At 59.7% G+C, this 23,189-nt stretch carries 20 protein-coding genes; 11 read left to right on the top strand and 9 right to left on the bottom strand.

Annotation, left to right across the window (positions count from 1 at the left end):
• Nucleotides 1-62: 62 nt before the first annotated feature.
• The gene (sohB, locus tag B3I26_RS09850; protein ID WP_296257457.1) at nucleotides 63-1,085 is read right to left on the bottom strand and encodes a protease SohB; all 1,023 of its coding nucleotides are present in this window, start codon (nucleotides 1,083-1,085) and stop codon (nucleotides 63-65) included.
• A 205-nt stretch (nucleotides 1,086-1,290) separates the two neighbouring features.
• Between sohB and B3I26_RS09845 the strand changes: the two genes are divergently transcribed.
• The 6 genes from B3I26_RS09845 to B3I26_RS09820 all read left to right on the top strand — a co-directional run bounded on the left by B3I26_RS09845 (nucleotide 1,291) and on the right by B3I26_RS09820 (nucleotide 6,891).
• On the top strand, nucleotides 1,291-2,001 hold the full coding sequence (locus B3I26_RS09845) for a histidine phosphatase family protein (RefSeq protein ID WP_296257455.1): 711 nt from the start codon (nucleotides 1,291-1,293) through the stop codon (nucleotides 1,999-2,001).
• Between the two features lie 56 nt (nucleotides 2,002-2,057).
• Complete coding sequence (locus tag B3I26_RS09840; protein WP_296257454.1) at nucleotides 2,058-2,372, top strand: SCP2 sterol-binding domain-containing protein; 315 nt, start codon at nucleotides 2,058-2,060, stop codon at nucleotides 2,370-2,372.
• Between the two features lie 208 nt (nucleotides 2,373-2,580).
• Nucleotides 2,581-3,648, top strand: a complete 1,068-nt coding sequence (locus tag B3I26_RS09835) for a phosphotransferase family protein (protein ID WP_296257453.1) — start codon at nucleotides 2,581-2,583, stop codon at nucleotides 3,646-3,648.
• Nucleotides 3,649-3,708: 60 nt separating this feature from the next.
• Complete coding sequence (locus tag B3I26_RS09830) at nucleotides 3,709-4,476, top strand: SDR family oxidoreductase (RefSeq protein WP_296257452.1); 768 nt, start codon at nucleotides 3,709-3,711, stop codon at nucleotides 4,474-4,476.
• 189 nt (nucleotides 4,477-4,665) lie between these two features.
• On the top strand, nucleotides 4,666-5,805 hold the full coding sequence (locus B3I26_RS09825) for a Gfo/Idh/MocA family protein (RefSeq protein WP_296257450.1): 1,140 nt from the start codon (nucleotides 4,666-4,668) through the stop codon (nucleotides 5,803-5,805).
• A 306-nt stretch (nucleotides 5,806-6,111) separates the two neighbouring features.
• On the top strand, nucleotides 6,112-6,891 hold the full coding sequence (locus B3I26_RS09820) for a TSUP family transporter (protein WP_296257448.1): 780 nt from the start codon (nucleotides 6,112-6,114) through the stop codon (nucleotides 6,889-6,891).
• Here the strand turns inward: B3I26_RS09820 and nudC are convergent.
• Both nudC and B3I26_RS09810 read right to left on the bottom strand, forming a co-directional pair.
• Entirely contained in the window at nucleotides 6,847-7,695 is an 849-nt protein-coding gene (gene nudC, locus B3I26_RS09815) for an NAD(+) diphosphatase (RefSeq protein ID WP_296257445.1), read from the bottom strand. The two genes, B3I26_RS09820 and nudC, sit on opposite strands and share 45 nt — an antisense overlap.
• Nucleotides 7,696-7,796: 101 nt before the next feature.
• The gene (locus tag B3I26_RS09810) at nucleotides 7,797-8,609 is read right to left on the bottom strand and encodes a crotonase/enoyl-CoA hydratase family protein (protein ID WP_296257443.1); all 813 of its coding nucleotides are present in this window, start codon (nucleotides 8,607-8,609) and stop codon (nucleotides 7,797-7,799) included.
• Between the two features lie 299 nt (nucleotides 8,610-8,908).
• On the opposite strand from B3I26_RS09810, the gene B3I26_RS09805 reads away from it, so the two are divergent.
• Both B3I26_RS09805 and B3I26_RS09800 read left to right on the top strand, forming a co-directional pair.
• Nucleotides 8,909-10,393, top strand: coding sequence for an ATPase domain-containing protein (locus B3I26_RS09805; protein ID WP_296257441.1), 1,485 nt, complete (start codon nucleotides 8,909-8,911; stop codon nucleotides 10,391-10,393).
• On the top strand, nucleotides 10,390-12,420 hold the full coding sequence (locus B3I26_RS09800; RefSeq protein ID WP_296257439.1) for a response regulator: 2,031 nt from the start codon (nucleotides 10,390-10,392) through the stop codon (nucleotides 12,418-12,420). Before B3I26_RS09805 ends, B3I26_RS09800 begins: the two co-directional genes overlap by 4 nt.
• Before the next feature lie 70 nt (nucleotides 12,421-12,490).
• Here the strand turns inward: B3I26_RS09800 and B3I26_RS09795 are convergent, their stop codons facing one another.
• The 5 genes from B3I26_RS09795 to B3I26_RS09775 form a co-directional block, all read right to left on the bottom strand.
• The gene (locus B3I26_RS09795; RefSeq protein ID WP_296257437.1) at nucleotides 12,491-12,868 is read right to left on the bottom strand and encodes a response regulator; all 378 of its coding nucleotides are present in this window, start codon (nucleotides 12,866-12,868) and stop codon (nucleotides 12,491-12,493) included.
• A 167-nt stretch (nucleotides 12,869-13,035) separates the two neighbouring features.
• Nucleotides 13,036-14,217 (bottom strand): hybrid sensor histidine kinase/response regulator, encoded by a 1,182-nt coding sequence (locus tag B3I26_RS09790; RefSeq protein WP_296257435.1) that lies wholly within the window; start codon nucleotides 14,215-14,217, stop codon nucleotides 13,036-13,038.
• On the bottom strand, nucleotides 14,211-14,828 hold the full coding sequence (locus B3I26_RS09785; RefSeq protein WP_296257433.1) for a chemotaxis protein CheB: 618 nt from the start codon (nucleotides 14,826-14,828) through the stop codon (nucleotides 14,211-14,213). Before B3I26_RS09785 ends, B3I26_RS09790 begins: the two co-directional genes overlap by 7 nt.
• Complete coding sequence (locus B3I26_RS09780; RefSeq protein WP_296257431.1) at nucleotides 14,825-15,646, bottom strand: CheR family methyltransferase; 822 nt, start codon at nucleotides 15,644-15,646, stop codon at nucleotides 14,825-14,827. Before B3I26_RS09780 ends, B3I26_RS09785 begins: the two co-directional genes overlap by 4 nt.
• A 48-nt stretch (nucleotides 15,647-15,694) precedes the next feature.
• A complete protein-coding gene (locus B3I26_RS09775) occupies nucleotides 15,695-19,195 on the bottom strand; it encodes a response regulator (RefSeq protein WP_296257429.1) in 3,501 nt (1,166 codons plus the stop codon).
• A gap of 271 nt (nucleotides 19,196-19,466) precedes the next feature.
• On the opposite strand from B3I26_RS09775, the gene B3I26_RS09770 reads away from it, so the two are divergent.
• Nucleotides 19,467-19,829, top strand: coding sequence for a response regulator (locus B3I26_RS09770; protein WP_296257427.1), 363 nt, complete (start codon nucleotides 19,467-19,469; stop codon nucleotides 19,827-19,829).
• Between the two features lie 79 nt (nucleotides 19,830-19,908).
• Complete coding sequence (locus B3I26_RS09765) at nucleotides 19,909-21,123, top strand: glycosyltransferase family 4 protein (protein ID WP_296257425.1); 1,215 nt, start codon at nucleotides 19,909-19,911, stop codon at nucleotides 21,121-21,123.
• Between the two features lie 18 nt (nucleotides 21,124-21,141).
• Here the strand turns inward: B3I26_RS09765 and cobF are convergent, their stop codons facing one another.
• Nucleotides 21,142-21,903 (bottom strand): precorrin-6A synthase (deacetylating), encoded by a 762-nt coding sequence (cobF, locus tag B3I26_RS09760; protein ID WP_296257487.1) that lies wholly within the window; start codon nucleotides 21,901-21,903, stop codon nucleotides 21,142-21,144.
• Nucleotides 21,904-22,242: 339 nt separating this feature from the next.
• Here cobF and B3I26_RS09755 point away from each other — a divergent pair, with 339 nt between their 5' ends.
• Entirely contained in the window at nucleotides 22,243-23,148 is a 906-nt protein-coding gene (locus B3I26_RS09755; protein WP_296257423.1) for an AraC family transcriptional regulator, read from the top strand.
• Nucleotides 23,149-23,189: the final 41 nt, after the last annotated feature.

Below are 23,189 nucleotides of genomic sequence, written 5' to 3'. Positions count from 1 at the left end.
CGGACACTAGTGACGCAGAGCTCGGGAACGATCGGATCAGGTGAGACCGCAGCGCAGACGCATTACCAAAACCGTTGCTGCATCAACTTGCTCCACCAGCCTGTTACCAACTGGTCTACCGAGCCGCTGGCGGCCAGTCCTACACGTTCCTGCAGGCTCTTGCGTTCGGCGTAGTGCAGATGGAACACTTCGGCAGTCTTTGCTTTTTCCGACAGGTATTCATCGCTGGTCTTCAACTCGTCGACCAATTGCTTATCCTTGGCCGCCATGCCCAGCCAGACTTCGCCGGTGGCGACTTCATCGATCTGCAACTGCGGGCGATAGCTGGCAACGAAGTTCTTGAACAGCGCGTGGGTAATGTCCAGCTCCTGCTGAAACTTTTCACGGCCCTTCTCGGTGTTTTCGCCGAACACAGTCAGCGTGCGTTTGTACTCACCGGCGGTCAGCACTTCGAAATCAATGTCGTGCTTTTTCAGCAGGCGATTGACATTAGGCAACTGCGCGACGACGCCGATCGAACCGAGCACGGCGAACGGCGCGCTGATGATGCGATTACCAATGCAGGCCATCATGTAGCCGCCGCTGGCCGCCACTTTGTCGATGCAGATGGTCAGCGGAATGCCGGCCTGGCGAATCCTGGCCAGCTGCGATGAGGCCAGCCCGTAGCTGTGCACCATGCCGCCGCCGCTTTCCAGGCGCAGCACCACCTCGTCCTTGTCAGTGGCCAGAGTCAGCAGCGCAGTGATCTCCTGACGCATGCTCTCGGTCGCCGATGCCTTGATGTCGCCGTCAAAGTCCAGCACGTAAACGCGGGGTTTGACCACGGCCTGCTTTTTGTCTTTCTTCAGTTCCTTAGCCTGGGATTTGCGCAATGCCTTGAGCCTTGCCTTGTCCAGCAGCGATCCTTCCAAACGATCACGCAGGCCCTTGTAGAAATCATTGAGCTTTGTCACATGCAACTGGCCGCCACCACTGCGCCGCCCGCGGCCACGCATTGACGCGATAACCACCAGCACCACGACAATGGCGATCACCACCGTGACGGTTTTTGCCAGAAAGCTGGCGTAATCGAAAATAAACTCCACAGAAACTCCTTACCTACACGTCAGATCCGGGACAGGATCGCGAATGGACTCAGCATACCGGCGCGCCCAGCGCCGAGCCAGCCGGATCGAGCGTCAAAGATCAGGCCAATCGAGCGATTCAAACAAGCGTATGTTTTTTTATTGACAGACCCTGCACCGCCCTCATAACCTCGCAGCACTTTGAACGTACCGGGATGACGCGCACGTGGGCAGCATCTACCTGATAAGACATGGCCAGGCCTCCTTTGGTGCGGACGATTACGATGTCTTGTCGCCGACCGGTTTTCGCCAGGCCGAAGTCCTCGGCGCGCATCTGGCGCTATTAGGCTTGGCGTTCGACCGCTGCATCTCCGGCGGCTTGAATCGTCAGCGTGACACCGCCAAAACGACCCTCGCGCAAATGGCTGCCGCAGGCGTTGCCGTGCCCCCTCTGGAAACCGATACCGCGTTCAACGAGTTCGATGCCGAAGCGGTCATCCGCGCCCTGCTGCCAGCGATGCTGCCAGACGAGCCAAAGGCGCTGGAGATCATGCGAGATGCTGCGCATAATCGTGCGGAATTTCAGCGTCTGTTCGTGCTGATCATCGGCCGCTGGCTCGGCGGACAGCATGACACCCCGGCGCTGCAAAGCTGGCTGGCGTTCGTCGCACAGGTGCAGGCCGGCCTTGAGCGCATCCTCGAAAGCGTCGGCCCGAACGATCGCATCGCCGTGTTCACCTCCGGCGGCACCATCACCGCCCTGCTGCACCTGATCACGCAAATGCCGGCCGCACACGCATTCGAACTTAACTGGCAAATCGTTAACACCTCGCTTAACCACCTGAAGTTCCGTGGGCGCGAGGTGTCCCTGGCTTCCTTCAACAGTTACGCGCACTTGCAACTGCTGAAGGCGCCGGCGCTCATCACTTACCGCTGAGCCCGGCAACCGCACCCGCAAGGTGCCTGTAATCACTCATATAAAAGGATGACACCATGACTTCCGCAGAAGACGCCGTACAAGCCATGAAAGCCAAGTTCAACCCCGAAGCTGCTGCGGGCCTGGACCTGGTATTCGGTTTCCGCATCGATGAAACCAAGCATTTTTCCCTGATCGTCAAAGACAAGACCTGCGAGTTGCAAGAAGGCGAGAATCCGGACGCGCAGGTCACCCTGGTGATGGACGGCGAAACCCTGCAAGGCATCGTCAGCGGCGAAACCGACGGCATGCAGGCCTTCATGGGCGGCAAGCTGCGCGCTGAAGGCGACATGATGTTGGCGATGAAACTGAGCGAGCTGTTCCCCTCGTAAGCGGTTGCGCCTGTTTAAGCCGCATCAAACCGAAGCTTCCGGGCTTCGGTTTTTTTTGCTCCGCGGTTTCCGGCGGCGCTGATCAAAACCGTTGATTGCCTTCCAACACGCTCGCCAATAAAGCCTTGCAATGCTTGTTTCAGAGGCTGTGCGCGCATTAGATTAGTCAATGATCCACCACCCGCCAAAATAAACAGCAGGGATACGCATGGCGCTCACCGACCCGTCCACCCCGGTTCGCCCCGGCGAAGAGCTCGACGCAACATTGATCGACCCCTACCTCAAGTCGCAGATTCCGGGCCTGAGCGGCGCCATGCAGATCAGCCAGTTTCCCGGTGGCGCTTCCAACCTCACCTACCTGCTTAAATACCCCGATCAGGAATTTGTGCTGCGTCGTCCGCCTTTCGGCCACAAAGCCAAGAGCGCCCACGACATGGGCCGCGAGTTCCGCATTCTCAATCAACTGCGCGATGCCTTTCCTTATTGTCCCAAAGCGTACGTGCATTGCACTGATGAATCGGTGATCGGCGCCGAGTTCTACGTCATGGAACGGGTCAAGGGCATTATCTTGCGTGCCGAACTGCCGGCTGAGCTCAATTTCGACGCCGGGCAAACCGAAGCGCTGTGTAAAGGCTTCATCGACAAGCTGGTGGACTTGCACCAGGTCGACTACAACGCCTGTGGCCTGGGCGACCTGGGCAAGCCCCAAGGCTATGTCGAGCGGCAGATTCGTGGGTGGTCCGAGCGCTATGAAAAAGCCCGCACGCCGGATGCACCCAGCTGGGAGAGAGTGGCACGCTGGCTTGACGAGAAACAGCCGGCGGACCCGCCGACTGCGAGCCTGGTGCACAACGACTACCGCTTCGATAACGTGATTCTGGACCCGAAAAACCCCATGCGGATCATCGGGGTCCTGGATTGGGAACTCACCACCCTGGGCGATCCGCTGATGGACCTGGGTAACAGCCTGGCGTACTGGATTCAGGCCGACGACCCCGCGCCCGTGCAATTGATGCGCCGACAGCCCAGCCATGCACCGGGCATGCTGACCCGCGAGCAATTCGTTGCCTATTATGCCGAACGCTCAGGGGTCGCCATCGACAACTTCGACTTCTATTACGCCTACGGGCTGTTTCGCCTGGCTGGGATCGTCCAGCAAATTTACTACCGGTTTTTCCACGGCCAGACCCAGGATAAGCGTTTCGCCCAGTTCATCCACATGAACCAGTTGCTGGAGCACATGGCTTTGCAACTGATCGACCGCTCAAGCCTTTGAGCTGTGCCTCGTATCTGCCCCCTGCCCTGCCCCTGATTGCGACACGATAAGGAAGACACCATGTCCAAGACACAACTGTTTGACCTCGACGGCAAGATCGCCTTCGTTTCGGGTGCCAGCCGCGGCATCGGCGAGGCCATTGCCAAGCTGCTGGCGCAACAGGGCGCTCATGTCATCGTTTCCAGCCGCAAGCTCGAAGGCTGTCAGCAGGTCGCCGACGGGATCGTTGCCGAAGGTGGCAAAGCCACCGCGATGGCCTGCCACATCGGTGAGATGGAGCAGATAAGCGGCGTATTCGCGCAAATTCGTGAACAGTTCGGTCGTCTCGACATTCTGGTAAACAATGCGGCCACTAACCCGCAGTTCTGCAATGTGCTGGACACCGATCTGGGTGCGTTCCAGAAGACCGTGGACGTCAACATTCGCGGTTATTTCTTCATGTCCGTGGAAGCGGGCAAGCTGATGCGCGAAAACGGCGGTGGCAGCATCATCAACGTTGCCTCGATCAACGGCGTCTCACCGGGAGTTTTCCAGGGCATCTATTCAGTGACCAAGGCGGCGGTGATCAACATGACCAAAGTGTTCGCCAAGGAATGCGCGCAGTTCGGCATTCGCTGCAACGCCCTGCTGCCGGGCCTGACTGACACCAAATTCGCCTCAGCGCTGGTCAGCAACGAGAAAATCCTCAACACCGCGCTGGCGCAGATCCCGCTCAAGCGCGTGGCAGCGCCAGGCGAAATGGCTGGCGCCGTACTGTATCTGGCCAGCGACGCGTCGAGTTACACCACGGGTGTGGCGTTGAATGTGGATGGCGGTTTTCTTTCCTGAAACCCGATTCACACCACGTGTTCAGCACACTGTCGATATCAGCACCGACGGCAAGCCGTGCTGCCAAGGAGCAAATCCAAGGGTCATCATGAGGTGAATCTGAGGCAGATTTGATGGAATAACGATTCCGTATAACCCGTGCAGCGAATACATTTTGCGCATAACAACACTTCCTTCAAGGACGCTGTCATGCGCCAATCTACGTTTGCGGATTTGGGTGTCGGCCTGATCGGTACAGGCTTTATGGGTAGGGCGCATGCCCTGGCTTTCCACAACGCCCGTACCACCTTCGACCTTGAGGTCAACCTCAAGCTTCGGGCGGTGGCCGACGCCGATGCCGCACGCGCCGAACACTGCGCCCGCGCCTGGGGGTTCGACCGCAGCCACGCCGACTGGCAGCAACTGATCAGCGACCCCGGCGTCAATCTGGTCGCGATCACTACACCCAACCATTTGCACTTCCCCATGGCGATGGCCGCGCTTGAAGCCGGCAAGGCCGTGTACTGCGAAAAACCGCTGGCGGTCAGTCTTGAGCAAGCCAGGGACATGCACCGTGCAGCACTCAAGGCGGGGGTCGTGACCCGAGTCGGTTATAACTACCAGCAGAACCCGATCATTGGCCTGGCGCGAGACATGATCGAAAGCGGCGAGCTGGGCCAGATCGTCAGTTTCCAGGGCGAGTTCAGCGAAGACTTCATGGGTGATCCGAAGTCACCCTGGTCCTGGCGTTGCGAGCAGGCGCACGCCGGTGGCGCGCTGGCGGACCTGGGCAGCCATCTGCTGGCCATGGCGCGCTATCTGCTGGGCGATATCGAAGCAGTGTGCGCCGATGCGCACACCGTCCACGGCCAGCGACCCGTCTGCGTCGGCAGCCAGGAGCAGCGCCAGATCGCCATCGACGACCAGACCTACGCCCTGCTGCGCTTCGCCAACGGAGCGCGCGGAACATTCGGCAGCAGTTGGCTCAAGCACGGCTACAAAAACCACCTCAGCTTCGAGATCGGTGGCACCCTGGGCACGCTGTCGTTCGATCAGCAGCGGCTCAATGAATTGCGTGTGTATCGCTCCGGTGCGCCAGGCCGCGATGGCTTCCAGCGAATCCTGGCGGGACCGGCGCAACCCGGTTATGCGGCGTTCTGCCCGGCGCCTGGACATCAGTTGGGTTACAACGAGCTCAAGACTCTGGAGGTGCGTAGCCTGATTCAGGCACTGTGTGGTGCCAACAGCGAAGGCCCGGACTTTGCCGAAGCGCTGGAAGTGGAACGGCTGGCAACGGCAATTCGGGTCGCTGCGAAAGAAATGCGCTGGGTGAAGGTGTCGGATATCTAAGCCATTCGCGTCAGATGCTTTACCGCTGTCGATTCAGCCCATGTCGCGTGCGGGCTGCCGCAAACCGGAAGCAAAACCAGGCGTTCCCGTCCTGTCAGGTAGTCTGCGTACCCAGGGTTTGCGGTTACCTTGCGGCGGCTCAGCGGCAAGGTGCAAGGCCATCCCGCGACTTCCACCGCCTGCGACCAGAATCAAAAAACCAGGGCGAGACTTGCGGGTCCCCAGGCACCCAACAGCATGGCTTACAGGTACAATGCCGCACTTCCGGGCAGCCGTCCTGCCTGCCTGACAAGTAAGCCTTCTGCCATGCCGTTCGAACTCTCCGTAGACCCCACTACGCTGTTGGTGCTTGCCCTGGTCGCTTTCGTGGCCGGATTCATCGATGCCATTGCCGGTGGCGGCGGCCTGTTGACCACCCCGGCTCTGCTGACCGCCGGCCTGCCACCGCACCTGGTGCTGGGCACCAACAAGCTCAGCTCGACCTTCGGCTCCGCCACCGCGGGTTTCACCTTCTATCGACGCAAGCTGTTTGATCCCCGCCAGTGGACCCTTGCATTGGCTGCAACGGCGGTTGGCGCCTTGATCGGTGCGGTCGTCGCGCATTACCTGCCCGCCGAATTGCTCAACCAGATGCTGCCCGTCATCGTTTTCGGCTGTGGCGTGTACCTGCTGTTCGGCGGCACGCCCAAGGCGCCGCTGGACAGCACCGCACCGATCAAGCGCAAGTGGCAATTGCCGCAGGGACTGGGACTGGGCTTTTATGACGGCGTGGCCGGCCCCGGCACCGGCGCGTTCTGGACGGTCAGCACGTTGCTGATCTACCCGATCGATCTGGTCAGGGCCAGCGGTGTGGCGCGCAGCATGAACTTCGTCAGCAACGCTGCGGCGCTGGTGATCTTCGCGATCAATGGCTCGGTGGACTGGGCGATTGGCCTGGCGATGGGCCTGGCGCTGATGGTAGGCGCGTTCCTAGGCGCCAGGACGGCTATCCAGGGCGGCGCCAAGTTCATCCGCCCGGTGTTCATTACCGTGGTTCTAGGGCTAACTGTCCGCCTGGCCTGGCAGCACTGGTTCAGCGGCGCCTGAGCGCTGCGCCAGATACAGGTCGATCAGGTAACGCGCAATCGAGCGGCTGGCCGGTAACGGCGGCAGGTCGTGGATGCCGAACCACTGTGCATCTTCGATCTCGTCCGCTTGGGGCACGATCTCGCCGCTGTCGTAGTCGGCGTGAAAACCGAGCATCATCGAGTGCGGGAACGGCCAGCACTGGCTGCCCCTGTACTGGATGTTCCTGACCTTGACCCCGACCTCCTCCATGACCTCGCGCCGCACGCAATCTTCCGCAGACTCCCCCGGCTCGGCAAAGCCGGCCAGCGTGCTGTAGACGCCGGTGACGAAACGCGGGGAACGGGCCAGCAGCACTTCGTCGCCGCGGGTGATCAGCACGATCATGCTTGGCGAGATGCGTGGATAGGCACGCAAGTCGCAGTGCTGGCAGTACATCGCCCGCTCCCCCGGCACCTGCTGCGTAGGCTGACCGCAGCTGCCGCAGAAGCGATGCTCGCGGGCCCAAGTGCTGATCTGCGCCGCATAACCGAGTTTGTGAAACACCTCGGCATCGTCGTTCAGCATGAAGTGGCGCAGGGTCTGCCAGCTCGTGCCTTGCAGTTCAACCGGGTGTTTGAGGACCTGCACGTACACCGGGTCGCCGTCGAAATAGCCGATGCCGTGTTCGCTGATCAATGGCAGATCCTGGCCCTTCAGCCACTCGCGGGGGAACAGCACACCGTTGCCGTCCTGTAGAAAACCCTGCTCGCTGTGGACCACGGCCCATCCGCCGACTGCCTGGGTGTCGAGCACAGCGGTGATCCAACGCCTGGGGCGCGTCATGAAAGAACTCCTCTGGTGAGCGTCCTGCCCGCTGGAAGGTTCGGTGCCTCAGACGAGGCCCGATCAGCCGGCGGCAGGCGCATGCGAAGCCAGCTTCGCAGTCAATTATCGAAGACGGGCGTGTGCTTGCCCATGTGGGCCATCATCGCCAGTTTCAGGTCCGCCGATTGCAACATGGCAGCGTTCCAGGTGGCAACGTATTCAAGACCGTCATCGACACCGTGATCGCGCATGTAGGCAATCATGCGCTTGCTGCCGCTGATGGCAATCGGTGATTTTGCCGCGATTTCGCCGGCGATCGCCAACACGCCCTCCAACAGCGCCTCATGGCTGGAGAAGGTGCGGTTGACCAACCCGATGCGCAAGGCTTCTTCTGCCTGCACGTTACGACCGGTGTACGCCATCTCGCGCATCATGCCGTCGCCGATCAACCGCGGCAGGCGTTGCAGCGTGCCGACGTCCGCTGCCATGCCCATATCGATTTCACGAATGGAAAACAGCGCATCGTGCGCCGCGTATCGCATGTCGCAGGCGCTGATCAGGTCAATGGCGCCGCCGATGCAATAGCCCTGTATGGCCGCCAGTACGGGCTTGCTGCAACGGTCGACCACGCTGAACGACTCCTGCATCTGCAGGATCTTGCGCCGCAGCAGTCGCGCATTGCGGCCGACGTCCTGGCCCAGTTCGTTGGCCACCGAGGCCAGCAGCATTAGATCGATCCCGGACGAGAAATGCTTGCCCGCACCACTGAGCACCACCACACGGACCTCATCGGTGTCCTCGACCCACTGAAATATGTCGATGATCTCGCTCCAGAACGCCGCATTCATGGCGTTGATCTTTTCCGGGCGATTGATTTGCACATGGGCGATATGGTCAGTCAGTTCGACCTTGAAAGCGCTGTAATCGGGCACGGCCTTGAACCTCGACGTGGATGGTTGAAGTGAGCAGGAGGGTGTGGAAATCCGGGACGCCGGACTATACCAAGGCGAGCCGGTTGCGGCAGGCCTCGGTTGCGCCATTTGCCGGACCCAAGCCCTGGCAAATGGCACCGCCGACATCATCTTGCCATCCAGAAAAACTGAACCGCCGACACAGGCCACGGTCCAGTGACAAGGCAGCCAAGAACCGCAATTTTGCGGATATCGACGCTGCCCAGGGTGACCGATCGAACACCGGCGCCCCTCCTTTTCAGGTCGCAAGAGGGCGATTCTTGACTACATCAAAAGCGGCAACCGGTATCGTGGGCCTGGACGACATCCTTGCAGGAGGTCTTTCACGCAGTCATGTCTTTCTTCTTGAAGGAGAACCCGGAACCGGCAAGACCACCGTAGCGCTGCAGTTTTTGCTGGCAGGCGCTGCCGTGGGTGAACGCAGTCTTTATATCACCCTGTCTGAAACCGAACGCGAACTGCGTGACGGCGCCCGTTCCCACGGCTGGGAGCTGGGCGAGCAGATCGAGGTGTTCGAACTGACACCGCCCGAGGATCTGCTCAACGCTGAGCATCAACAAAGCCTGCTGTATTCATCCGACCTTGAACTGGGCGAGGCCACCAGGCAGATTTTCGAAGTCGTCGAACGCGTAAGGCCTACCCGCGTGGTGATCGACAGCCTCTCGGAAATCCGCCTGCTGGCGCAGAGTTCCCTGCGCTATCGACGTCAGATTCTGGCGATCAAGCACTACTTTGCTCGCTACGATGCCACCGTGATCCTGCTGGACGACCTGACCACCGAAGCGCTGGACAAGACCGTGCACAGCGTGGCCCACGGCGTTATACGCCTGGAGGAACTGACCCCTGCCTACGGTGCCGAGCGTCGGCGCCTGCGGGTGGTCAAATATCGCGGACAGAAGTACCGCGGCGGCTACCACGACTTCAACATCATGGCCGACGGCATTCACGTGTTTCCCCGCCTGGTGGCGGCAGAGCACCGCAGCGGCTATGTGAGCACGCCGCTGAGCAGCGACATTCCGGAGCTGGACGCCCTGCTTGGCGGCGGCATCGACAGCGGCTCCAGCACCTTGATCCTCGGGCCGGCAGGGACCGGCAAATCGCTGATCTCGATGGTGTTCGCGGCGGCAGCAGTGGCCCGCGGCGAAAAGGTGGCGCTGTTCATCTTCGATGAAGAATTGGGCCTGCTGTTCGAACGCATGAAGAAGGTCGGCATCGACCTCAAGGCGCTGCAACAGACCGGCAATCTGCTGGTGGAACAGGTCGACGCCGCCGAGCTGTCACCCGGCGAGTTTTCTCACCGCGTACGCCGCAGTGTCGATGAAAAACAGATCCGTACCGTGGTCATCGATAGCCTGAATGGCTATCAGGCCGCAATGCCGGAAGAGAACGCCCTGGTATTGCACATGCACGAGTTGCTGCTTTATCTCAACCGCCAGGGCGCCTCCACGTTCATGACGGTCGCGCAGCACGGTCTGGTGGGTGACATGCGCGCCCCGGTGGATATCACCTACCTGGCCGACACCGTGATTCTGTTGCGTTATTTCGAAGCGCTAGGCAAAGTCCGGCGCGCCATTTCCATCATCAAGAAACGCACGGGAACCCATGAATCGACCATTCGCGAATACCGCATCAGTGGCGCCGGCATGAAAATCGGCGCTCCGCTAGAAGCGTTTCAGGGTGTGCTGCGTGGCGTGCCTCGGTATTTTGGCGAGAGCAATCCATTGCTGCGGGATGAGGACGCGTGAGTACACCAGGACAACTTTCGGAACGGGCAATCATCCTGGCTCCGCAGGGCCGGGACAGCCAGATCGCCCTGAGAATTCTGCAAGAAGCGGGTTTTCCGGCACTCATCACTCACGACCTGGCTGGGCTGTGCAGGGAGCTGCTTTCCGGCGCGGGCGTGGCTGTGGTCGCCGACGAGGCGCTGCGTGGCGTGGATCTAAACCCCCTGCTCCATGTGCTCAGCCATCAACCGGCGTGGTCGGACCTGCCCATCGTACTGCTGACCCAGCATGGCGGCCCTCAGCAGAATCCGTCGGCGCGGCTGGGCAAGATGCTTGGCAACGTCACCTTTCTGGAGCGCCCGTTTCACCCGGCAACGCTGGTCAGCCTGGTCACCACCGCCGTGCGCGGGCGTCGAAGGCAATATGACGCACGCAGCCGCATGGAGGACCTGTTCGAAAGCGAACAGCGACTGCAGCATGCGCTCAAGGCCGGAAGATTGGGGTCCTGGCAACTGGAGACTGAGTTCCTCGAGCTTGATTGCTCGGACATCAGCAAATCGCATTACGGGCGCGACGAACAGGCGCCCTTCACCTACAACGAATGGCTTGAAGCGGTATATCCCGGCGATCAGCCACGCATGCAATCGGCCTTGCAACGCAGCCTGGACACCGGTGAGGACTTCATCATCGAGTTTCGCAACGTCTGGCCTGACGGCTCGTTGCACTGGGTCGACTTGCGCGCGCGAGCCATTCGCGCCCGTAACGGGCGGGTCAGTCTGCTGGCCGGGGTGACGAGCGACATCACCGAACGCAAACATGCCGAGACCCAGTTGCGCAGGCTTAACGAAACCCTCGAACAACAAGTTGAAGAACGTACCGCGCAGTTGCGCCAAAACGAGGAAGTGCTGCGCCAGTCACAAAAAATGGAAGCAGTGGGCCAGCTCACGGGCGGTATTGCTCACGACTTTAACAACATGCTGACCGGCATCATCGGCAGCCTGGAATTACTTCGGCGCCGCGTGGCCCGTGGACGCACCGAGGACCTCGACGGGCTGATCGACCTGGGCGTGACCTCGGCCAACCGCGCCGCTGCACTGACCCACCGCCTGCTGGCGTTTTCCCGACGCCAATCGCTGGATTCAAAGCCGGTGGAGATGAACGCACTGGTCAGTTCGATGGGAGAACTGCTGCATCGAAGCGTCAACGAGAGCGTGCGCCTGGACATGTGCCTGGACCCGAAACTGTGGACCGCGGAAGCCGATCCCAATCAGCTGGAAAGCGCGCTGCTTAATCTGGTGCTCAACGCCCGGGATGCGATGCCCAATGGCGGCATGCTGATGATCGAGACCTTTAATCGCAAGCTCGACCACAGTTTCACCGACGCATACGAAAACCTGTTACCCGGTGAATACGTGGTGCTGAGCGTCACCGACACCGGCTGCGGCATGCCGGAGAACGTTATTAGCCGAGCGTTCGATCCGTTTTTCACCACCAAGCCCATCGGCCAAGGCACGGGCCTTGGGCTGTCGATGATCTACGGGTTCACCAAGCAGTCACGCGGTCACGTTTCCATCGAAAGCCAGGTCGGTCACGGCACCACGGTGCAACTGTTCCTGCCGCGCTTCAACGGCGATAAGGATGTGGAGGACATCGGCACTGTCGGCCAGGCCATCGAAGCCCGGGAAGGCGAAACGATCCTGATTGTCGAGGACGACCCTGCCGTGCGCGCCCTGGTCAGCCAGGTGCTCAGCGAGCTGGGCTATGCCTATCTGGAAGCTGAGGATGCAGTGGGTGCGGTGCCGATCCTTGAATCCGCGCAGCGCATTGACCTGATGATCAGCGACGTCGGACTGCCCGGCATGAATGGCCGGCAGTTGGCGGATATCGCACGCCAGCTGCGTCCGGAACTGCGCGTACTGTTCATCACCGGCTACGCTGAAAATGCCGGGACCCGTGCGGGATTCCTCGATGAGGGGATGCAGATGATCACAAAGCCATTTGCTTTCGATCAATTGACCGCCAAGGTGCGGGAGATGATTGAAGGATAGCGGACTCGCTGCGCCGTCGAATCTGGCCGGACGTGTTCGGCCTTTGGCTGGAAGCGAAGTGGCGATGCCGTTAGTTCAACAGGCTTTGAATCTTAGAGTGCAAGGTTTCCATCGTAAATGGCTTGGCCAGGATGGGCACCTTGCCGACGATCGGGCTGCCGGTCTCGACGATCTCCGCCGGGTAACCGCTGATGAAAATGACCTTCAGCTCCGGACGCAGCTTGACCGCAGGTTCGGCGATCTGCACGCCGGACACCCCACCAGGCAGGCGGTAGTCGGTGATCATCAGGTCCAGATGCGGCTTGGTGGCGAGAATCTCGAAGGCCTGCTCGCCATTCTCAGCCTGCAGCACCCGATAACCCTCCCCCGACAGATAGTCGGCCAGCAGCATCAGGATCAGCGGCTCGTCTTCGACGATCAGTACGACATTTTCAGCATCAGAGCTCATTGGAACGCCTTCAATCTTATAAATAGCTGCCATTACGACCATGGCCCGCTGTAGAGGTTGCGCAGAAGAATCAGATATTTACTCAGCCGGACAAGACGGATTGAACGGCGTCGCCGGGTACGTTCAACAGCGTGCTCGAGGTCGCGGCTGCGGGGCAGCGAAGGCAGTCAAAGTGGCAGGCTTACGCGAAACAGCGAACCGCTGCCCTCTTCGCTTTCCACCGTGATTGCGCCACCGTGGGCAGAAACGATCTGATCGGAAATAAACAGTCCCAGCCCCAGGCCCGATACCGCATGGCTGGCCGAGACGCGCTCGAACTGCTGGAATATGCGCTTCTGGTTTTCCACGCTGATACCGATGCCCTGATCCTTGACCTCCACCCGCGCTTCACTTTCATGGATATACACCCGAACCTCGATGGGCTTGCGCGCGCCATAGCGCAAGGCATTGGTCAGAAGGTTCGCCATCACTTGCTCGATGCGGAACTCATCCCACACACCGATCACCGGCTCCCGGGCATGCAGTGTCACCACGCATTCGGCAGCGGCGATCTGCGCGGCGTAGCTTTCCACCAGATTGACCACCAGCTCCGACAGGTCGAACGCGCTGGTACGAATCGACAGTTTGCCGGTGCGAATCCGCGAAACGTCGAGCATGTCTTCGATCAGGCGAATCAGGCTCTGGATCTGTCGCTCGTCACGCTCGACCATGGCCTTGAGCTTGTCCATGGTGAACGCCGAGGCGTTGTCCTTGGCCAGGTGCAGCTTGCGCAGCTGGGTCTCCAGGATCAAGCCGTTCAGCGGCGTACGCACTTCGTGGGATACGATCGACATGAAGTCATCGCGCATACGAATCGCGTGCTCCAGTTCGTTTTGCGTGGACTTGAGCTCACGCAGCAACGCTTCCTGCTCCTGGCGGCTGCGCTCGAGCTCTTCGACCTGCTGCTTCATGGCTTTGCGCTGACGATACAGGTCGACGAACACATTGACCTTGCTCTTGACCGCATGGATATCCAGCGGCTTGTGCAGAAAGTCCACCGCCCCGCTCTCATAGCCTTTGAACGCGTAGTTCAGTTCGCGTCCGGCGGCACTGACGAACACGATGGGGATATTTTTGGTCTTCTCGGTCCCGCGCATCATCTCGGCCAGCTCGAAGCCATTCATCCCCGGCATCTGCACGTCGAGGATCGCCATGGCGAACTCATGCTCCAGTAACAGTGATAACGCTTCGTCAGCCGAAAGCGCCTTGTACACCTGACGGTCTTCGCGCTTGATCAGCGCTTCAAGGGCCAGCAGGTTTTCCGGCAGATCGTCGACGATCAGCAACTTGGCTTTTATTTCACTCAACATGCAATTCGTTCCAGCTCGACAAGCAACAAGGCAATGTCGGGCAAAGGCAGGAGAAAGTCAGGTGTGTGCAGGGCCAGCGCAGCGTCAGGCATGGTGCGCGCCAACGCCTGGGCAGGGTCCTGGACCACGGTCAGACCGCCATATTCCTTGATGCGTGCCATTCCACGGGCACCATCGTTGTTAGCACCGGTCAGCAGCACGCCGGCAAGCTTTGTTTCATAAGCATCAGCGGCGGATTCAAAGAGGATGTCGATGCTGGGCCGCGAGTGAAAAACCCGCTCCTCCTGGCTGAACGACAGCGTCCGATCCGCCTCCACCGACAAGTGATAACCGGGCGCAGCAAAATACAGAGTGCCAGGCACGATCGCTTCCTTGTCGTCCGCCTCCTTCACCGGTATCGCCAGTTGCGCGTTGAACACATCGGCCAACAGGCTGCGACGTTCGTCAGGCAAGTGCAGCACCGCGATGATCGGCAACGTGAAGCCTCTGCGCAACGGCCGGAAAATCTTCAACAGCGCCTCGACCCCTCCCGCGGAAGCGCCAACTACGATCGCATCGACCTTGGGCAATGCGGGCATGCCCTGCTCAGGACCGGCAAAGCGTGTTCTCATGATTTACGGTAGATCCGCTCTTGTTTAACCAATGGCTCGAAGCGATCCTTGAACCCTGAAAACTCCAGGGTTTCCTTGCTGCCCAGCACCAGGAATCCACGGTGACACAATGACTCGTGAAACAAGCCGAACGCGCGATCCTGCAACTTCTTGTTGAAGTAGATCAGCACGTTGCGACAGGAAATCAGGTGTGTCTCGGAGAACACGCTGTCGGTCGCCAGGCTGTGGTCGGCGAATGTCACATTCTCGCGCAGCGATTTGTCGAAAATCGCGTAATCGTAGGCTGCCGTGTAGTACTCGGAAAATAGCCGTTTGCCTCCAGCCTTGAGGTAATTCTCGTTGTAGGCGCGAACGCTCTCCATCGAAAAAATCCCCTGCTTGGCCTTCTCCAGCGACGTGGGGTTGATGTCGGTGGCGTAGATGATCGTGCGCTCCAGCAAACCCTCCTCACGCAGCAGGATGGCCATCGAGTAGACCTCTTCGCCAGTGCTGCATCCAGCGATCCAGATCTTCAGCGACGGGTAAGTCCTGAGCAACGGCACCACTTCCTCGCGTATCGCCAGAAAGTGTGACGGGTCCCGAAACATCTCGCTGACCGGTATCGTCAAAAACTGCAGCAGCTGCATGAACGCCGCAGGATCGTGCAGTACACGCTCCTGCAAGGCGGAGATGGTGTTCAGCTCGAACTGGCGCAGTGCGTGAGTGACGCGCCGCTTGACCGACGCGCCCGAATAATCGCGAAAATCATAGCTGTACTTCAGGTATATCGCCTCGATCAGCAAGCGTATTTCGATCTCGGTGTTTCGCTCATGGGCCATCAGTACAACCTGGTGCTTCTGCGAGGGTGGTCAATTGATCCGATTCATTCAGATACGTTCCATTTTCGGCAGCCAAACGCGAATCAGCGAAAACAGCCTGTCGAGGTCGATAGGCTTGGCCAGATAATCGTTGGAGCCGGCCTGCAGGCAGCGCTCCTGGTCATCCTTCATGGCCTTGGCAGTGACGGCGATGATCGGCAGCTTGCGCCAGCGCGGGTCCTTGCGGATCTGCGAGGTGGCTTCGAAACCGTCCATTTCCGGCATCATCACATCCATCAATACCAGGTCGATGTCTTCGACAGTGTTGAGCTTCTCGATGGCTTCGATGCCGTTACGACCGACTTCGACGATCGCGCCCTTGTGCTCCAGTGCGCTGGTCAGGGCAAAGATGTTACGCACGTCGTCGTCGACCACCAGAATTTTGCGCCCTTCGAACACCCGATCGCGACTGCGCGCGGTCTTGAGCATTTTCTGCCGCTCGTTCGACAGTTGCGACTCGACCTTGTGCAGGAACAGCGTCACTTCGTCCAGCAGCCGTTCCGGCGAGCGCGCACCTTTGATGATGATGGTGCGCGAATACTTAAGCAGCTCGGCTTCTTCATCGCGCGTCAGGTTGCGCCCGGTGTAGACGATGACCGGCGGGAACGCGCAGATTTCATCGGTGGACATCCGCTTGAGCAGATCATTGCCGAGCATGTCCGGCAATTTCAGGTCGATGATCATGCAGTCGTAGGCATTGTCCCGAAGCAGCTCCAGAGCATCCTGGGCGAAGCCCACGGCAGTGATTTCGATGTCATCGTCACCGATCAGGCGCGCGATGCTATCGCGCTGCAGGGCGTCGTCTTCGACCAGCAATACACGCTTGACCTTCTGCGTGAGCTTGGCTTCCAGCCGGGCGAACACATCCTTGAGTTCTTCGCGCGTAGTGGGCTTGACCGCGTAGCCGATAGCGCCCATTTGCAACGCCGCTTCCTGTCGGTCTTCCACCGAGATCACGTGCACAGGAATGTGCCGCGTGGCGGGCAGCTCTTTCAAGCGCTGCAATACGGTCAGGCCGGAATGGTCTGGAAGGCGCATGTCCAGCAGGACAGCGTCCGGCACGAAGTTGGCCGCCAGATCGAAACCTTCGTCGGCCGCATGGGCAACCAGGCAGTTGTAGCCCAGCTCATGAGCCAGGTCATACAGGATGTGCGCGAAACGCACCTCGTCTTCGATCACCAGAATGCAGCGTTTGCTAAATGGCGCCTTTTCCCGGTCATCGGCGAAACGCGGGATGGGTTCCTTGACCTGAGTAGGCGTGGCCGCGATCACCGGAGCGGCAATCGGAGCCGCGACGGGGGCGGTCTGGACGAGCACCGGCGGTTCTTGCCCGAAGGGTGCCTGCTCGACGTATTCCTCTGGCAGCACCAGGGTGAAGATACTGCCCTGCCCCGGCGCGCTAGTGACCGAGATCGAACCGCCCAGCAGACGCGCCAGATCCCGGGAGATCGACAAGCCCAGCCCCGTACCGCCATAGCGTCGGTTGGTGGTGCCATCCGCCTGGCGAAAAGCTTCAAATATGCTTTCTTGATGATCCTCGGATATGCCGATACCGGAGTCGCGCACGGTAAAGGCAATCCCCTCCCCGGGCTGGCGTGAAACGGTGAGGCTGACCGAGCCGGTTTCGGTGAACTTAATGGCATTGGACAGCAGGTTCTTGAGGATCTGCTCCAGACGCTGGCGGTCGGTGTACAGCGATACAGGGGCTCCGGCCTGAACCTCGACCAGAAACTCCAGCTGCTTGTCGGCAGCCAGCGGCTGAAACGTCATGCGCAGGCCGTCGACCAGGCGGCTGACGCTGCTGTTTTCCGGGCGCATGTCCAGCTTGCCGGCCTCGACCTTGGAAATGTCGAGAATGTCGTTGATCAGGTTGAGCAGATCGTTGCCAGCGGAATAGATCGACTCGGCGAACGTCACCTGTTCCGAGGTCAGGTTGTCCTGCGGGTTGTCCGCCAGCAACTTGGCCAGAATCAGTGAGCTGTTCAGCGGCGTGCGCAACTCGTGGGACATGTTGGCAAGGAATTCGGACTTGTATTTGCTTGAACGCTGCAACTCTTCGGCCCGGGCTTCGAGCTCCACCTGAGCGATATTAAGCTCTTCGTTGTTACGGTCCAGGGCGTCGCGCTGATCGGCCAGTGCCTTGCTCTGTTCAGCCAGTTGCTCGTTGGTCTGCTCAAGCTCGGCCTGCTGGGTTTCCAGGTGCACCTGGGACTCCTTGAGAATCCGCGACTGCTCCTCAAGCTCTTCGTTGGCGGTACGCAGTTCTTCCTGCTGAACCTGCAACTCTTCGTTAAGCTGCTGGGTTTCGGCCAACACTTCCTGGAGGCGCTGCCGGTAACGCGCGGCCTCGATGGAGGTGCCGACATTGTCGGCCACCAGCTCGAGAAACTCGACATCGCGCGCGGTCACCTCACGCAAAAAGCCCAGCTCGATGACGCCGTTGACTTGGTCGTCGTTGCTGGTCGGCACCACGATCACGCTGCGCGGCGACCCGTCACCCAAGCCCGACGAGACCTTGAAATAGTCCAGCGGGACATCGTTGAGGGTAATGATTTCATCCTGTTCGGCCGCCTTGCCAACCACGCCTTCGCCACTGTAAATGGACTGCTCGTGCAGTTCCTGCTGGCGTGAGAAACCATAAGAGGCCACACGAACCAACCCGCCGTGCTCCTGGCGCACATAAACGGCCGCGACCACGGCCCCCAGGTGCTGCGCAAAAAACTGCAGCACGTTGCGCCCCAGCAGATTAAGCGTCAGTTGCCCGATTACCTGCTCGGCCAGGTCACTCTGCCCATTGCGCAACCAGGCGACATGGGCCAAGCGGTCGGCATCATCCTGCTGAGCCTTGAGATTGGCGGCGTAGGTGCTGGAAAGCGTCGACATGTCACGGCGCCCGACCCAGGCCAGAATGCCACTGACGATAACGATAAATAAGATATAGAGCGTCACCGACATAATGGTGGTGTGCGTGACGTCTGTATTACGGGTCTGACGCAGCTGATGCTCGACGTTCGCGGCCTCGTCGTACTGATCGCGGATCTCGTCGGTCAGGCGCTTGCCGCGCCGGCTCTGAATGGGGCCGGTGTAATCGCCATTGGTGCGGCGCAGTGTGATCATCTCCTGGGCGAACTGATTCCAGGATTCCTGCAACGCCGCCAGGCGCTTGAACCGATCGACCTGCGTGGGGTTGTCTGCCACCAATTCCTCGAGCCCTTGCAGCTCGGCGATGATGCTTGGCTTGGCCACTTCGTAGGGGTCGAGAAAGCGCTCGTCGCCGGTCAGCAGGAAGCCGCGCATGCCGGTTTCCATGTCCACCGACAGCTTCAACGAACGGTTGATGTTGTTGATCACCCGGTCGGTGTGCTCCACCCACTGGATCACCGACAACAGATAGGTGATCAGGATGACGAAGAATGCAGCGCTGAGAACGCCCACTGCCAACGGTAAACTGACGTTGCGGCTCAGGATTTTGCGAAAACGTTGCTCATCGACGGCGGAGGTTCGGATCATCGCTGGGGTCCAGGGCGAATTCGGATAAACCACAGAGTTTGCCGCAAAGTTCAGGAAAAAACTCCAGCTTCTGACATAGCCAGCTGAATTTTCACACTTTGGTGTCGGAACAAAACTCCGCGTAATATACATTCGAGTGGCTCACAATGGCCACTACACTCAATTGAATTGTGTTTTTGACGCGCGGAACTTGTCACAATCACCGGCTTGATTTGTTAGCGACCGGGTGACCGCGCCCGTTCCGGATTTTGTCCATTTGAAGGAAATATTCATGTCCGACCCAACCAGCACGATTCTGGTGGTTGAAGACGACAGCATCGTGCGGATGCTGATTGTCGACGTCCTCGAAGAGCTCGAGTATCAGGTGCTCGAAGCCGCCGATGGTGCTCAAGCGCTGGCGCATTTGGAAAAAAAGGACGAAAGGATCGACCTGATGATGACCGACAAAGGCCTGCCGGACATGGACGGTGTCCAACTGGCCCAGAAAGCCGCCGAGTTGCGCCCGTCGCTGCCGATTTTGTTCGCCAGCGGTTATGCGGAAAACATCGACGTGCCTGCAGGCATGCATTCGATTGGCAAACCGTTCTCCATCGATCAACTGCGTGACAAGGTTAACAGCGTACTTGGCCGGTGAAGCCAGGCGTCATGTCCACGTTTTGATCATCGGTTACGTGTGGCCCGAGCCCCGATCTTCGGCCGCCAGTGGCCACATCATGCAACTGATCACGTGTTTTCTCGAACAGGGCTGGCAGATCACTTTTGCCAGCGCTGCCAGCGAGGGCGAGCGAAGGGCTGATCTCAAAGCGCTGGGTATCCGCGAGGTGGCGATCGAGCTCAACAGCAGCAGTTTCGACACCTTCGTGCACAAGTTGCGCCCCGATGTGGTGCTGTTCGACCAGTTCCTGATGGAAGAGCAATTTGGCTGGCGGGTCGAGAAACATGTCCCGCAGGCATTGCGTGTGCTGGAATCCTGCGACCTGCAGAGTTTGCGCCATACCCGGCACCATCTGCTCAAGGAACTGCTTAAGGCCGGCAACGATGAGAGCGCTGATCACTATCAGCCGCTGTTTTCGCCACCCGACGCTGCCCTGTTCAGGCGCATGGCTCAGACAGACCTGGCGCAGCGGGAAGTGGCATCGTTTTATCGCTGCGATCTGAGCCTGGTGGTGTCCGACGTCGAAATCGAGCTGCTGACCCGGTACTTTCAGGTTCCTATGGCTTTGCTGCACTGGTGCCCGCTGATGCTGCGCGACCTTCCTCCCGGTGCCAATGGCTTTGATGACCGCGTGCATTTCCTGACCATTGGCAATTTCCGACATGCGCCGAACTGGGATGCGGTGCTGTGGCTGAAGACCACAGTGTGGCCAATGATCCGCCAGCAGTTGCCGGGCGCACAGGTGCATGTTTATGGCGCCTACACGCCGCCCAAGGCGACGGCGCTGCACAATCGCGCGCAGGGTTTTCACATCATGGATTGGGCGGAGGATGCATTAACGGTGATGTCCGACGCCCGGGTGTCGCTGGCGCCGTTACGCTTTGGCGCGGGCATCAAGGGCAAGGTGCTGGACGCGATGGCCTGCGGTACGCCGACAGTGACCACCCCTGTCGGCGCTGAAGCAATGCACGGCGACTTGCCGTTTCCGGGGGCTGTCGCGCGGGATGCGCAAGGCTTGGCCGATGAGGCAGTTCGGCTCTACCGGGATCGAACGCTGTGGGAGCAGGCCCAGCGTGCAGGGTGGCAGGTGCTGCAGGCGCGGTTCCGGCATGAGCAGCATTGTGCGGCATTGGTTGCGCGGATCCACGAGTTGCTCGAAAACCTGGAGGCGCATCGTGCGGCCAATTTTACCGGGGCCATGTTGCGACACCATCAGCACAAGAGCACGCAGTACATGTCGCAATGGATCGAGGCCAAGAACCGCAAGCTGTGACGCGCCCGGGTGCACGACTCACTCCACATCCCGGCGCAGCAAATAGGTGTCCATGATCCAGCCCTTCCGCGCGCGGGCCGCTTCGCGGATCCGCTTTATCCGCTCACTCACCTGCTTCAAAGGCCCGGAAATCAGCACCTCGTCGGCCGTTCCCAGATAGGCCCCCCAGTAGATATACAAATCCTGATCGATAAAACGCTCAAACGTGCAATGAGCATCAAGCATCACCACCACATTTTCGATATCGGCGCCCTGCGCCTGTGCCAGACGCCTGCCCGTGGTGATCTGGATCGGCTCACCGATCCGGTTCAGTGTCACCCGATGCTGCGCTGCCAGCGCCTGCACACTGGTAATACCCGGGATGACTTCATACTGGAAAGCCTCCCGACCCCGTGCCAGTACGCGATCAAGGATGCGTAACGTGCTGTCGTACAGCGCCGGATCGCCCCACACCAAAAACCCGCCAGTCTCCCCGTCGCGCACCTCATTGCCAATCAACTGCTCGAACAGCACCGCACGCTGCTCGTGCCAATGTTCGACGTTGCTTTGATACGACGGCCCACCCTCCTGACGGCGGGGGTCGCGCACCTGGACCAGGCGGTAGTCTTCGCCCTCGATATAACGCTCGCAAATCTCCCGACGCAGGTGCAGCAGGTCATCGTCGGCATAGCCCTTGTCGAGGATGAAGAACACCTCGGCCCGGTTCAGCGCCTTGATGGCCTCGACCGTGATCTGCTCGGGATTGCCGGCACCAATGCCGATGACGAGGATTTGTTTCATGAGAAGATCCTTTGAAACAAGTGTTGCCGAAGCTATGCGTGCAGCTCCTGCAATACCGTTGTGCCTGAAGCCCGACCGGGAACCGTAGCGCTGATCAAATGTGAAGCGAGCGGGTGAATCCAATGACTGCCCATACGCACCTTCGTCCATCAGGGTTGGCGACATGCGCACCGGTTTCCTGCACCGAAGGCGGCGGCCTGTCCCTGAACTGACCGATGTGTATAGTACACGCCAGGCAATCGGGCTGAAGCCGGTTTTCGGCTTTCGCCAGCGCCGATGTTACGACGCCGAAAATAGTGCACATTACCCCCTACGCCACTTTGCAAACCTGGCATGCACATGACCAAAACAATAAAAGTCACCGACCCCTCCTACGAACTGATGGACGACCATAATGGTCTGTCGATCATCTACCGCGAACACGGTTTTCCCTGCCCGTTGGTGCGCTGGCATTTCCACAAGGAATACGAGCTGCACTTGATCGTCGCCAGTTCCGGCAAGGTGTTCGTTGGCGATTACATCGGTAATTTCTATCCAGGTACGCTGTTTCTCACCGGCCCCAATCTGCCGCATAACTGGATCAGCCAGATCGAAGAAGATGAGGTGGTGCCCAAGCGCGACATGCTGGTGAACTTCACCGAGGAGTTACTGGAAAGCGGCAACCAGGTGTTCGCCGAGCTCCGAACCCTGACGCCGCTGCTGGAACGAGCGCAGTACGGCATCGAGTTTCGCTGCAAGCGCACGATCCGCCAGGCCATGAAGCTGATGCAGAAGATTGCCGACTCCAGTGGCATGACCCGCCTGGGGCATTTTTTCATTCTGTTCGAATTGCTGGCCGCCAGCGACGACTACCAGTTGCTGTCCGGCACGACCGCGTCCCGGCTGGCGGACGACCATGCGGTCGAGCGCACCAACAAAGCGGTGGATTACATTTTTACCCACTACGCCCGCGAGCTCCCGCTCGAAGAAGTGGCCGATTATCTGGGAATGAAGCCCACGTATTTTTCGCGGGTATTCAAGCAGGCGACCGGGCGCTGCTTCGTCGAGTTCGTCAATCGCCTGCGCATCAGCAAGTCCTGCGAGTTGCTGGCCGACGGCGACAAACCGGTGACTGACGTGTGCTTCGAGTCCGGCTTCAATAATATTTCCAACTTCAATCGGCGTTTTCAGAAGCTCAAGGGGATGACGCCATCCCACTATCGGCGACTTGCCGTACAGCGCCTGACCGAACAAAACCTGTACTGATTCGCTCCCTCCCCGCTCACCTCTACTACGCTGCAACTGCG

This window comes from Pseudomonas sp. UBA5706 (assembly GCF_002419965.1).
In the GTDB taxonomy this organism is placed as follows: Bacteria; Pseudomonadota; Gammaproteobacteria; order Pseudomonadales; family Pseudomonadaceae; genus Aquipseudomonas.
Note: the sequence above shows the minus strand (reverse complement) of the source record. Positions and strands in the feature narration are given on the sequence as shown.